The sequence below is a fragment of the Spirosoma profusum genome (genome assembly GCF_014699005.1).
Lineage (GTDB): Bacteria > Bacteroidota > Bacteroidia > Cytophagales > Spirosomataceae > Spirosoma > Spirosoma profusum.
Genome location: NZ_JACWZY010000001.1, coordinates 321,289 through 335,571, shown reverse-complemented (window position 1 = coordinate 335,571; position 14,283 = coordinate 321,289). Strand labels below are relative to the sequence as shown.

Here is a 14,283-nt window from a genome sequence, read left to right as displayed (position 1 = left end):
CCGCGCTCCTACCCTGCAACGTAGCAAAGTAAATTCGATACGTTACGGCCTTACTCTCAATAACTTCTAAACCCTATTCTTATGTGTCAAAACCATGGTGTAGCCTACATCGAACCCGGTGTAGTTGAAGTACAGTCAATTGAGTATCCTAAACTGGCACTGGGCGACCGGCAGTGTCATCATGGGGTTATTCTGCAAATCGTTTCGACGAACATCTGCGGCAGCGACCAGCACATGGTACGTGGCCGAACAACGGCTCCGGCCGGGCTGGTATTAGGGCACGAAATTACGGGACTGGTTATTGAAGCCGGGCGTGACGTTGAGTTCATCAAGGTTGGCGATTTGGTATCAGTGCCATTCAACATTGCCTGTGGACGCTGTCGGAACTGCAAGGTAGGACAAACGGGTATTTGCCTAAATGTCAATCCGTCCCGTCCCGGCGCAGCTTATGGGTACGTAGATATGGGTGGCTGGGTTGGCGGACAGGCCGAGTACGTAATGGTGCCTTACGCTGATTTTAACCTGCTGAAATTTCCGGATAAAGATCAGGCGATGGCCAAAATCCGCGACCTGACACTCCTCTCCGACATTTTCCCGACGGGTTATCATGGTGCCGTTTCGGCTGGTGTTGGACCAGGATCTATTGTGTACATCGCCGGGGCTGGCCCCGTTGGTCTGGCCAGCGCGGCTTCCTGTCATTTGCTGGGTGCGGCTGTCGTTATCGTGGGCGACATGATTCCTGAACGGCTGGAGCAGGCGAAAAGCTTCGGCTGCGAGGTGGTTGATCTGCGAAAAGACACGCCACTGGCCGACCAGATTGCCGCCATCGTCGGTACGCCCGAGGTCGATTCGGCGGTCGACTGCGTGGGTTTTGAAGCCAGAGGACATGGCTCTGAATCAGGCACCGAGCATCCGGCTACCGTACTGAATGCCGCCATGAGCATAACCCGCGCCGGGGGTGCTATCGGGATTCCAGGCTTATACGTAACGGGCGATCCCGGCGCACGTACCGACGCAGCCAAGGAAGGAAGTCTGAACATCCGAATTGGTTTGGGCTGGGCAAAATCTCATGCATTTTATACGGGTCAGTGCCCGGTAATGAAATACCATCGGCAGTTGATGAATGCCATTTTGTACGACAAAATCCAGATTGCAAAAGCTGTTAACGTAGAGGTCATTAGTTTGAATCAGGCTCCAAAAGGGTATCAGGATTTTGACAAGGGGGCCGCCAAGAAATTTGTGATCGACCCGCACGGCATGATTCCAAATTAAACGGATCGTATCAGCACAAATACGTTAGTTTTGATACGTAGTAAATCCCGTAGTTCGATGGATTCCGTCAGACTACGGGATTTTTGCGTTGAAATGGCCGTCCGACTGGGGACAGTGATTGTCCAGTATCGGACATTTACTCAGAGGTACATTTATCAAAAATGGCTTCGGTATTCTCAGAAAAGCCCCGCTACGTTCTGGCAAGGCATTTGCGCCGGTTTTAGAGCGGATAATAGAGGTAAGGGTATAGGGTAAACTGACGATGTGTTACCCTATGCCCTTACCTCTATGCCCTAAACCCCTACCTATATGCTGCTTAACTATCTAAAAATTGCCTGGCGAAATCTGCGCAAAGACAAATTCTACAGTTTAATTAACATTCTGGGGCTGACAATCGGCGTTACCTGTGGATTGCTTCTGTTGCTCTACGTAACGGATGAATTGAGTTACGATCGCTATCATGCAAATGGCTCCCAGATTTATCGAATCGTTTCTCACATCACCGAGCCGGATAAAGTGAATCGCTGGAGCAGTACGCAACCTGCCATAGCTCCGACGTTAAAGAAAGATTATCCGTTCGTTAAAAATTATGTTCGGCTTTTCCCGTATGGTCGGGTGATGTTTCGGCAGGGCGAAAAGCGGTTTTACGAAGAGGATATCTATGCCGCCGACTCCACCGTGTTCGATGTGTTCAGCTATAAATTTATCGAAGGCGATCCTAAAACGGCACTGGCACAACCCGGCAGCGTAGTACTGACGCAGAAAGCGGCACAGAAATTCTTCGGTTCAAAGAGCGCAGTTGGGCAATCGCTGCAAACCAATGATACTACGTTCTATAAAGTAACGGCGGTGCTGGAAGACGTCCCGAAGAATTCCCATCTCACGTTTAACGGGCTAATGTCCATCGGCCAAAACGAACGTAGCCAGGCTGGTAACTTCGGCGGTTTTTACCTCTACTCGTATCTGGTTTTGCCCGAAAACTTCGACACGAAAGTTCTCGAAAGCAAATTTCCGGAGGTGTACGATAAATACATCGGCCCCATTTTCAAGCGAATGGGCATTAAAGTCACCTACGAATTACAACCGCTGACACGTATCCATCTCTACTCGAGTATGGAAGGCGAATCGAACGGCAATATTGGGTACGTGTACACGTTTAGCGCGGTGGCTTTTTTTATGTTGCTAATTGCCAGCATCAACTATATGAATCTGGCGACTGCCCGATCAGCTAAACGAGCGAAAGAAGTTGGGCTTCGAAAAGTAATGGGTTCGCTACGTAGTCGGTTGATGGCGCAGTTTCTGACCGAATCTGTGTTGATGACGGTCATAGCGCTGGCTGCTAGTTTGATTCTGGTCGTTGCGCTGCTGCCTTTTTTCAATACCGTTTCGGGTAAAGAAATTGAATTTCGGGAGTTACTACGTCCTCAGTTTCTGCTGATTGCGCTGGCTATAATTGTCTTTACAGGCTTCATCAGCGGCAGTTATCCCGCCTTCTATTTATCGGCATTCGAACCGGCTACCGTACTTAAAGGCGCATTCAACGTGAAAGGCGGAAGTTTCTTCCGGAAAGCGTTGGTCGTTGCGCAGTTTACGATTTCGCTGACGATGCTCATCTGCACCTGGATTGTGTATAAGCAATTGAATTTCATGCGTAATCACGACCTTGGCTATGATCAGGAGCAGGTGTTAACAATAAATTATGAGGACAGACAACCTCGTGCTGCGTACAACGCATTCAGAAATGAGCTACTGGCTAATCCGAACGTTCGTCAGGTTGCTTCGGCCTCGTCTCCTACCAGCAACATCGGCGGACGGGTCATTTTCACGGTCGAGTCGAATACCGGGTTGAAAGAAATGGGATTCAGGCCTATGCGCGTTGATTACGACTACCTGAAAACGATGGGTATGAAACTCGTGAGTGGCCGTGACTTCTCCGAGAAAATCCCAGCCGATACACTTAATTCGGTCATTATCAATCAGGCAGTTGTAACCCGGATGGGTTGGAAACAGCCACTCGGCAAAAAAATAATTCTGGGTAGCTTACCGCAAAATGGTGAACAAGGTCCACCAACGGCGCAGGTTATCGGTGTTGTGAAGGATTTCCATCAGCAATCGCTGTATAGCCCTATTGAGCCACTGATTATGCTATGTGGTCGGGCGCTTCCGGTTACACACATTAAAATCCTGCCCCAAAACGTCGAGAAAACAGTAGCCTTTATCGGTCAGAAATGGCACGATGCTTATCCCGACCGGCTTTTTGAATACCGTTTTCTGGATCAGGATTTTGAATCGGCGTACAAGGCCGACGAACTCCGTGGTCGAATTTTCACTGCCTTTTCGGGAATGACCATTCTGATTGCCTGTCTGGGACTTTTTGGTCTCGCTACGTTCACAACCGAGCAACGTATCAAAGAGATCGGTGTTCGCAAAGTGCTGGGCGCATCGGTTGGTAGCGTAGTGCTGCTGCTTTCGAAAGACTTCACGAAACTAGTACTATTCTCGTTCCCTATCGCCATTCCAATTGCCTGGTATTCGATGTATACGTGGCTGCAAAACTTCCCCTACAAAACTGACATTGGTGTCTGGGTTTTTATAGCAGCCTGCCTGCTCACGCTGTTTATTTGCTGGGCAACAGTGGTTTATCAGAGTGTAAAAGCCGCGTTAGTGAATCCTGTAAAATCATTACGTAGTGAATAGTTTGAACCGCTCCGGCGGCCCGGCGGAGCGGTTCAGAATAATTGTCCGCAAATGGTCGGCTGCTACGTCCGTTTGCGGACATAATCTTTCATATAATTCTTAAATTTCCTTAATAATCAATCATTTAGCGGTTTGGTATGGCATTTGGGTATCTATAGAATGAAAGCGTTACGTACCTTCGCGGGCGCTCCTTTCTTAACCTCAACTAGTTACCCGTCATGCTTAGCAATCACATAAAAATCACGGTTCGGACATTCTGGAAAAACAAGCTATTCAGCGGATTGAACGTAGTAGGTTTAGGAATTGGCATGGCAGCTGTCTGGCTGATGGTGCTCTATGTCCTGAATGAGGTAAGCTACGACCGGTTTCACACTAACGCCGACCGTATTGTCCGGGTTGTTCACTACGCGCAGTGGCCGGGTGGCAATCTGAAACTCGCCCCTACGTCGGCACCGTATGCGCAGGCCCTGAAAAATGACTATCCAGAAGTCGAAAAAGCCGTTCGCTTAAATCCCGAAGGAGGTGACGTTTTAACGTTTCAGGACAAGAAAATTGAGGTGAACGACATTTACTTCGCCGATAAGTCTGTATTTGATGTATTTACTTTCCCTTTTCTGTATGGTGACCCAGCTACAGCGCTGAGCAAACCGCAAAGCATTGTTGTGTCTAAAAGCCTGGCCGCAACCCTTTTTGGTGATGCGAGTAAGGCGATTGGGAAGGTTATTGAACTCAGTAATCACTTTCCAAATACCGTTACGGGCGTTATCGAAGACGTACCAACCAACTCGCATTTGCAGTTTCGGGCGCTACGTTCCCTTCCGGAGAATTACACCAACGGGTGGCAGGCTTTCGAACTTTATACGTACCTGCTTCTGACGGAAGGCAGTAATTACAAAACGCTTGAGGCCAAAATGCCCGGCTTTTTCCAGAAGTACGTAAAAAAGGAGATCGGTGAGGGTGTCGATTATCGGATGGAGTTTCAGCCCATTACGTCCATCCACCTTCACTCGCACCTTGATTATGAACTCAGCGCGAATGGCAATGCCAATACCGTGTACATTTTTGCGGTAGTTGCCCTTCTTATCCTCATTATTGCCTGCATCAACTACGTGAATTTGTACACCGCTCGTGCGCTGAAACGTACTCGTGAAGTGGGCGTGCGAAAAGCTATTGGTTCGCATCGGGGGCAACTGGTTGGACAATTCCTGACCGAATCGATGTTGATGACGTTGCTGGCTGGTTTCGTCAGTGCGCTGCTAGCTAAGGTAGCTTTACCGTATTTCAATCAAATTGCCGACAAATCGCTGTCGCTGGGAGGTTTGCCTACTACGTTGCTCACGGTGCTGGTGTTCTCGCTGGTTATTGGCGTACTGAGTGGGCTTTATCCGGCCCTGCGATTATCCAGCTTCCGACCCGTGGCGGCTTTGCAGGGACAGCTTGGTAGTCAGGCGGGGAGTATTGTGTTTAAGCAGGGGCTTGTGGTTTTTCAGTTTGTAGCCACGATTGCGCTGATTGCCTGCTCGGGCATTGTGTACCGACAGATGCGGTTTGTGATGAGCAAGGACTTAGGGTTCAATAAAGAACAGGTATTGACCTTTCACATCAACAGCGAAGATGTTCGGCAGCGGGTCGATGCGCTGAAAGAAGCGCTGCTCCGAAACCCGGTTGTTCAGGGAGCTTCGGGAGCCAGCAACCCAATTGGCAATAACAATATCGGCGGCAACGGGATGTTTTTTGAACAAAACGGAGCTATATCGGCCACATCACAGGTCGTTCAGAAATTCTCCGTGGATTCCGACTTTATTAACACCATGCAGATCAAGTTGTTGGGTGGCCGTAATTTCTCGGAATCGTTCAAAAGTGACCTGCAAAGTGCTGTATTGGTGAATGAAACGCTGGTGAAACAACTCGGCTGGACGCAGCCCGTTGGCAAACGCGTACGGTACTACATCGATAACGAGAAACATACCGCCGACGCTCGCGTTGTGGGCGTTGTTAAGGATTTTCATACGTATTCGCTTCAGCATAAAATCGAGCCACTGGTGCTGCAAATGCCCCTTCCTGCCGAAAAAGACAACGTTTATGTCCGAATTCAGCCAGAAAAAGCAAGTGAAGCAATGGGCTATATCCAGTCGGTTTACCGCACCTTCGACCCCGCCAGCACACTCGATTTCCATTTTCTGGATGAGAACTTTTCGAAGCAGTATAAAGCTGAACAGAAGCAGGGCGAGGTATTGTTGACATTCACGATTCTGGCCGTTCTGATTGCGTGTCTGGGTCTGTTTGGACTGGCCGCTTTTGCCGCCGAACAACGTACCAAAGAAATTGGTGTCCGGAAAGTGCTGGGCGCATCGGTCATTAGCATCGTTACGTTGCTGTCTAAGGATTTCCTAAAACTGGTTGTTATTGCCATTGTCATCGCTACGCCCATTGCCTGGTACGCCATGAGCCAATGGTTGCATGATTTCGCGTATAAGCAACCCATTTCATGGTGGGTCTTCGCGCTGGCGGGTCTATTGGCGATGATTATTGCGCTGGCCACCGTCAGTTTCCAAAGCCTGAAAGCCGCGCTGGCGAATCCCGTGAAGTCACTACGTTCTGAATAAATAGCATAGGGCATAGGGTTGGGGGCGTGGGGTAAAAAAACTGCTAGTCCGAACCCTATGCCCTTAGCCCTAAACCCTATGCTACTCAACTACCTCAAAATCGCATTCAGAAATCTTTGGCGTAATAAGCTCTACACAGGGCTGAACATTGGCGGATTGGCAATTGGCTTGTCGGCTTGTCTCATCATGGTTCTATATGTGAATCACGAGTTTAGCTACGATACGTTTCATCCGAAAGCCGACCGAATTTTCCGACTAACGACCGACATGAAAACGCCGGAGTCACCGTTGTCGATTGCTTCTGCGCCGATGTTGCTGGCCGAAGTACTGAAACGGGATTATCCAGAAGTGGAGACAGCCGTTCGTTTTCGCATTACCTCAGCAACTGTCCGGACGCCAACCAAGTTGATAAGTGAACCCGATGTATACTACGCCGACAATGACGTTTTTTCGGTGTTCGCTTTCAATTTTCTATCGGGCAGCCCGGCAAAAGCACTGCTTAATCCCAACAGTGCGGTGGTCACTGAGCGATTTGCCAGTTCATATTTTGGAAGAACCGATATACTGGGCAAATCCATAGAAATCAACAAGGAGACGTATCAGATTACGGGCGTCATTGCGAATCCACCGAGCAATTCAGATCTACCGATTCGGGCATTGCTTAGCCAGAAACCGCCAGTAAGTCAGGCGTGGCTCGCCGAAGATTTTCCGGCGTATACTTTCGTACTTTTTCGGAATGAGCCCAATCTGTCAGATTTCGCCAAAAAACTAGACTTCCTGGCTGCAAAATATGTCAATCCTGAACTCAAGAAAATGGGCGCTGAAGGCTATTCAATACGTTTTCCGGCAGAGCCATTGCGCGACGTTCACTATAGTCAGGGCATGATAGAGGACACACCAAAAGGGAATAAGCAGTACAGTTATTTATTTGCCTTTCTGGCCGCATTTGTGCTGGCAATTGCACTACTCAACTACATCAATCTGTTGACAGCCAAAGCTACCGAACGTGCGAAAGAAGTGGGTATCCGCAAAGCTAACGGTGCGAAACGTGGTCAGTTGGTTCGCCAGTTTCTGTTCGAGTCATTTTTGTTAAGCGGTTTAGCTCTGCTTTTTGCTGTTACGTTAACGCAGTTAGCGATCCCGTTTTTCAATCAATTACTGACTATTCAATTACAGATTTCCTGGCTGGAATCGCTTCAGCTAGCCATTGGTTTTTGGCTGATCGTCACGTTTTTAGGCGGGTTATATCCTGCACTTGTCCTATCAGGTTATCAGCCTGTGGCCGTATTGAAAGGTACGTTGAGCGGCTATGGACACGCGCCCTGGTTTCGGAGATCAATCATCGTTTTTCAATTTGTACTGGCCGTTACCATGATTGCCGGCGTGTTGGTTATTCACCGGCAGATGGATTACATGCAAACCTACGACATTGGCTTCACCCGCGATCAGGTGCTCAGCGTTTATCTGCCCGATGATTCTGTAGCGCGAGCTGGCGCCACAGCAATGGCCAATAGTCTGCGGCAACGTAGTGAAGTAGGAGCCGTTACGTTGGGATCGGGTTTAGCGAATGGCCCCACAGCAATGGCTTCTACAAATATTCAGTCGTATGGCAAAAAGCGGGAGGTGATGTGTAATTACATATTCATCGACGATACGTTCCTGCCCTTGCTGAATATTCGTTTGAAAGCCGGACGGAACGTATCGTCACGTACGAAATCTGACCAGAAAGGAGGCTTTTTGGTCAACGAAGCCTTCATGAAGCTGGCGGGCTGGAAAAACGGGCTTGGTCAGACAATTGATGGATTTGGCCACAAAGGCGAAGTAGTTGGCGTGGTTAAAAACTTCAATTACAAATCGTTGCACAATCCGGTAGAGCCGCTGGTCATGATTTACAATACGTTCCCGATTAGTAACGTGATGGTACGTATCAAGCCGGCAAATCTCGACGTTGTAAAATCAATCTGGCAACGGCACTACCCGGCTTATCCATTTGAGTACAAATTTCTGGATGATTCGTTTGCAGAACAGTACCGGAAAGATCGTTTGATGATCTCGGTATTTAATGGTTTTGCCGGTTTAACCGTACTGGTTTCCTGTCTGGGATTGTTTGGGCTGGTGGCCTTCTCCACTCAACGTCGAACGAAAGAAATCGGCGTTCGCAAAGTGTTGGGCGCATCGGTAAGTAGTATCCTTGTTCTGCTTTCGCGCGAATTCCTCAAACTGGTCCTGCTGGCTATTCTGATTGCCAGTCCGTTGATTTATTGGGCGGCTGATCGTTGGCTCCAGGATTTTGCTTATCGAGTCAAATTGGAGTGGTGGATGTTCGTGCTGGCGGGTTTACTAGCCATTTTGATTGCGTTCGCTACGTTAAGTTTCCAAAGCGTAAAAGCCGCGCTGGCGAACCCAGTGAAGTCGCTACGTTCCGATTAGGTTATTACGCAGCGATGCGCGGAGAAACAATTAATTTCTACCTCAAACCTCCTCCCCTATGCTTCGATTTGCTATTCGTAATCTCTTAAAAACCAAAGTTTTCGGTTTGTTGAACGTAACAGGTCTGGCGGTTGGCATGGCCGCTGCGGTTTTTATTTTGCTGTGGGTACAGAATGAGTCGAGTTTTGATACGTATCATGCGAAATCAGAACGTACCAAGCTGATTATTACGCACAATCAGGTCAATAAGGAAGAAACCTGGCACTGGTCAACAACCCCTCTCCTATTAGCTAAAAATCTCCAACAGGTACCTGAAATTGAACAGCATACATTGATCACAAAACCCTTTTATCCCGATCTAACTGTGAAGATCGGTGATCAGCTAACCCGGATAGAAAAAGCGGCTTGTGTCGATGAAAACTGGTTTTCGGTATTCGATTATACTGTTGTCGATGGGAGTTTCACTGATTTTAACCGAAATATCCGAAGTATCGCCCTGACCGAATCGAAAGCGTCTCAACTATTTGGTTCGGCCAGAGCAGTTGGCCAATTGATACGTATCGATACGCTAGACTACGTAGTACGGGCGGTGATGAAAGACAATCCGGTTAATTCCAGTTTTCAGTACGATTGTCTGGTACCCCTTGCCGCTCATCTGGCGAAACCAGAGACGTATAAAAACGATTACAACTGGAACAATTATAACTACGAAACATACGTAGTATTACGTCCAGATGCCGATGTTAAAAAGGCCGAACAGAAGATTACCAAAATAATCCGCCAGGACAAAAAAGACGAAAAAACGGGAAAACCCGAGACGAGTATAACGCTGGAGCTGGAAGCACTGGCCGACATTCATTTTGACACGATTGACCGCTACGGCAGCAACGTTGAGCAAGGCGACCGGCGGACTGTATACATTTTCTTAGGACTTGCGCTGGCGATTCTGCTGATGGCCTGTATCAATTACGTGAATCTGACAACCGCCCGCGCCAGTATCCGGGCCAAAGAAGTTGGCGTCAAAAAAATCATCGGCGCAGGTTCCACGCAGCTCTTTGGACAGTTTATGCTTGAATCGATCCTCATGTGTCTGGTGGCATTGGGCGTGGCGCTTCTTCTTGTTTATGGGTTTCTACCAGTTTTCAACAACCTGACCAACAAGACGTTTTCGCTTAGTTTCGGAGCGCCCTCTATCTGGCTTGTACTAGGCGGAACAGCCCTGCTCACTGTTGTGCTTACCGGCGTTTATCCAGCGTTGCTGCTGTCGTCGTTTCAGCCCGTTCGCGCGATACGTGGCCTCAACATATTAGGTTCGAGTAACAGCGTTTTTCGGAAGAGTCTGGTGGTGGTTCAGTTTACGATTTCCATTATTTTCCTGATTGCTACGTTGGTTGTCTACCAGCAGATTCGATTCATTCGGACCACTAAACTCGGTTATGATCGCGACCATATTGTGGCGCTCACCATTCCGTGGAATGCCAAGCCGAAGGTCGATCCGGCGGTTTTTAAAAGCAGACTTTTGGAGCAATCCAGCATTGCCGACGCAACCCTTGCCAGCCAGAATATCGTCGAAATCAAAAGTTCGCACAGCGGCAGTCTTGATTGGGATGGTCGTCCGGCGGATTTTCAACCTACAGTCGGCCAGCTTTCGGTGGAGCCAACGTATCAGAAAGTATTCAATCTGAAAATGGCGCAGGGTCGCTGGTTTGAACCAGATAATACAGCTGATGAGCAAAATGTAGTGCTCAACGAAACCGCTGTCCGCAAGTTTAATCTACGCAAACCCATTGTTGGTCAACGGTTTCATTTTCAGGGTATGAAGGGCGTTCTGATTGGAGTTGTTAAAGATTTTCATTTCAAAAGCCTTCACGAAGCAATAACCCCACTGGTCCTGTTCAACAACCCAGGCTGGCGAAGTGGGGTTTATGTAAAAATTGTTCCAGGCAAAGAAGCGGAAGCATTAAAAGCGATTCAGTCAATCTGGACTGATATGATTCCAAGCCGACCGCTGGACTATAAGTTTCTGGATGAGACGTTCGACCGATTGTACAAAACTGAAGCCCGAACTGCTACGTTGTTCAATGCGTTTGCGGTTATAGCTATTCTGATTTCGTGCCTTGGTTTGTTCGGCCTTGCTACGTTCACCGCCGAAATGCGTATCAAGGAAATCGGTATTCGGAAAGTGCTGGGCGCATCGGTCATGAGCCTGACAACACTCTTATCGAAAGATTTTCTAAAACTGGTACTTATCGCTCTGTTGCTAGCTGTTCCCGTTGGCTACTACTGTATGAATCTTTGGCTAAACGGATTTGCCTACAAAATCGACATGCCCTGGTGGTTATTCGCACTGGCGGGTTTATTGGCAATTGGTATTGCTTTGCTCACAATCAGCTTCCAAAGTATCAAAGCGGCACTGACGAATCCGGTGAAGTCGCTACGTTCGGAATAGTTGTAGAGACAAGGCATGCCTTGTCTCTACAACCCCAGGCCCTTACCCCTATCCTATTGAATCTTCGCTAACCACAACGATGCGTTGATGTGCAAGGCAGGGTGCGACGTGTAACCCGATGGCGCATCGCCCGACCAACCGTTGAACAGGTTATCGTTGGTGTCGCCCGTTCCGTCGTCGGCGGGAGAGCTGTCGCCAACAAAAACGATACGTCCGTTGCCGTAGGTCGATAATAGTGCCATGACGCCTGTAGTGCTGCCCACCGAACTGCTCATTCGCCAGAACAAACCCTGTACGTTAGCATTATTGGCAGGATATAACGTAGCCGTGCAGCCAGCATAGAACGCCAGTTTCGACGCTGTGCCAGCTATTCCGCCCAGCACTTTCTGCGCATTCGTATTAGCGCCCGTATAAACTTTCGTAGTTGGCTGCTCATCGATGTCAATGTAGTCGACTACAAAACCGAATGGCTTGTTGTTATTGATGCCATTGTTCGACATCAAATCATTCCAGACGCGGGGTGAATCGTTGCCGTCGCCATCGCGGTCGGAGGGTGTGTAACCATTTGGATCGGTACCTGTTAGCGATGGTGCGGTGTGGTCGGCAATCATCATCAGTCCACCTCCATTCGACACAAAATTCATGATGGCTGTTTTCTCCGCTGCTGTAAATAAACGGTTTGGCTCTACCACTACGTAGACGGCATAATTACTCAAATCCTGCGGGTTCGATGCGTTACCATACGTAATGGACGCACCATTCGGCAGCGATTCGACCAGATTGCCGCGCTTCACCAGATCAACAGCCCAGGCCGAAATAGCGCCTTTCCAATACGTTTCGGACGTACTGGCCGTAATACCCGTATACGAAGGGGTTGGAACGCGTTGCGCCTTCGTTTCCACTGTAGTTCCACCAGTATAAATGGGGACACTCTCCGTTCCGTCGGCATCGATTTGCCAGTCAGCACTACCCGCATTCTCACGCTTAGTAGCATCGAACAGGAATGATTTTCCGGTTGGGGGATTGGTGCCGCCGTTGTCGTTGATGACGATGTCATCGAAGTTGACACGATCAGAGCCACCCGTCAGTTTCCGGATTTCAATTCGAACATTACCCGTTACGTTCAGCGTAAAGGTCTGTGTCTGAAGCGTAGAACCCGACGTAACGTTCGATCCTGATTGCGTCCAGCTACCACCACCATTACCTGAGTACCACAGCCCCCACTGGCTTGGACCGTCGGTGCCATACGTAGCGTGTTTAACCGTCACCGTACTAGCCCCCGACGTAACATCGAACAGCATGGTAATTTTACCCGTATTCCGAATGCGTGCTGACCACGAACCGGCTTTCTTATCACCACTCAAGTTACCAATTAATGCATCGTACAAATTCCAGGATTTTGTCTGTAGTGTTACGTTGTCGCCACTCGATGAGCCTGTCGGTGCTACGTCATACGCCGTTTTGGGGCTGGTCGAGCCGACTTCAAATCCTTCGTTTAGCGAGATGGCTTGAAGTTTCGCCGAGCCTCTGGCTGAAAAATCATTGACAGCGGGCGTCAGATTGTCTGTAGAGTTACAACCGACTACTAAACTTGCTACCAGACAGGCAACATAGATACCTTTCGAGTTATTGAACCTGAGCATAGAAATAGAATAGTTTGTGAGAAAATAGTTAGAACAAAGGTATTGCTTTCAAAAAAGAGTATTCGACTAATTATATTATGGTTACATTAAACAATTATGTACCGAATTTGCGGTTCTGACAAAAACAACAAAATAGATTGGTCATTATTAAATACAACTAACTAACAATATACCAGTATTTTTCACTACGAATCGATTTTCGTGTTAGTTATGATTTTACGGTATAAACCTGCCCTAACCCAACTAATATTTTCTAAGTGTATATTCAGTTCTGTCCACTGGCGTACAAAATTTGTCCGAATTTGTCCGAAATCGGACATTCCATTTCTTCATATATACTAAACATACTGATATACAAACAGTTGCAGTCTTGGCACGATGATAGATAAGAGTAATTCTACTTACTTAACTTAGTAACTCTCTGCCAGCTCATGAAAACGCTATTTACCGCCCTCCTAATCGCAGTTAGCTTTGGTGCAATAGCCCAACGGTCGTCGAGCAAGCACGTAACGACCGATGGTCGGCAGTTACGTATCCGCGTTGATATTGAAGACGTCGGTCGTTCAGTTCATTTCAATGCGTCGTTCAACGTAGCGGAGATGGAGGCCAGCGCCGTAAAAGCACTGGAATACCGCATCGTTGATTCGCTGGAGCAGGCAACCGCTGCCCAGACAATGGTTGCCTCCAACGATCCTCAGCCTGAAATTTCGAAAAAGAAGAGCACCTGCACCGATAAAACGGCGCAAAACAATTTTTCCTACGAATTCACGACAGAGGCAAATTCGTCGCCCACCTTTTCGCCGAGCGACGTAGCACCAGCGTCGGTACGTGTGCAGGAAGATAAAGAAAACGGTCGTCTCTGGATGCAGTATACATTTGAGAAAGACGGCGAAGAGTTGATCATTGAGCGCACGGCCAACGTAACAGGCAAGAGCGAGCGCGAGAAGCAGGCCATCATCAAAGAAACCGAACGCAGTTTTGGCATTAAGCTGGGCAATCAATAACCCAGAAAAGATTATAGATTAAGTTAGTTGATTTACACGTTAATTTCTACCAGACAAAAGCTGCTCACTTGGGGCAGCTTTTGTTTTTTGGCATGGGGCAAAGCACATAGGGTGAAACCGGCTCTACCCTTTCACCCTATGTGCTTTGCCCCATGCCAAAAATTTTTCACTTTTTTCTGTAA

General features: G+C 48.2%; 7 protein-coding genes. 6 read left to right on the top strand and 1 reads right to left on the bottom strand.

The features are described 5' to 3' along the window. Window positions 1–81 precede the first annotated feature (81 nt). From fdhA to IC229_RS01125, 5 genes are all read left to right on the top strand, one after another. Window positions 82–1,272, top strand: coding sequence for a formaldehyde dehydrogenase, glutathione-independent (fdhA, locus tag IC229_RS01145; RefSeq protein WP_190885080.1), 1,191 nt, complete (start codon window positions 82–84; stop codon window positions 1,270–1,272). A 309-nt stretch (window positions 1,273–1,581) separates the two neighbouring features. Next, on the top strand, window positions 1,582–3,969 hold the full coding sequence (locus IC229_RS01140; protein WP_190885079.1) for an ABC transporter permease: 2,388 nt from the start codon (window positions 1,582–1,584) through the stop codon (window positions 3,967–3,969). A gap of 218 nt (window positions 3,970–4,187) precedes the next feature. Next, entirely contained in the window at window positions 4,188–6,575 is a 2,388-nt protein-coding gene (locus tag IC229_RS01135; RefSeq protein ID WP_190885078.1) for an ABC transporter permease, read from the top strand. Between the two features lie 78 nt (window positions 6,576–6,653). Beyond that, on the top strand, window positions 6,654–9,005 hold the full coding sequence (locus tag IC229_RS01130; protein ID WP_190885077.1) for an ABC transporter permease: 2,352 nt from the start codon (window positions 6,654–6,656) through the stop codon (window positions 9,003–9,005). A gap of 58 nt (window positions 9,006–9,063) precedes the next feature. Then, window positions 9,064–11,454, top strand: a complete 2,391-nt coding sequence (locus tag IC229_RS01125; RefSeq protein WP_190885076.1) for an ABC transporter permease — start codon at window positions 9,064–9,066, stop codon at window positions 11,452–11,454. 53 nt (window positions 11,455–11,507) lie between these two features. On the opposite strand, the gene IC229_RS01120 is transcribed toward IC229_RS01125, so the two are convergent. Next, window positions 11,508–13,097, bottom strand: coding sequence for a hydrolase (locus IC229_RS01120; protein ID WP_190885075.1), 1,590 nt, complete (start codon window positions 13,095–13,097; stop codon window positions 11,508–11,510). A 431-nt stretch (window positions 13,098–13,528) separates the two neighbouring features. Between IC229_RS01120 and IC229_RS01115 the strand changes: the two genes are divergently transcribed. Beyond that, complete coding sequence (locus tag IC229_RS01115; protein WP_190885074.1) at window positions 13,529–14,101, top strand: hypothetical protein; 573 nt, start codon at window positions 13,529–13,531, stop codon at window positions 14,099–14,101. Window positions 14,102–14,283: the final 182 nt, after the last annotated feature.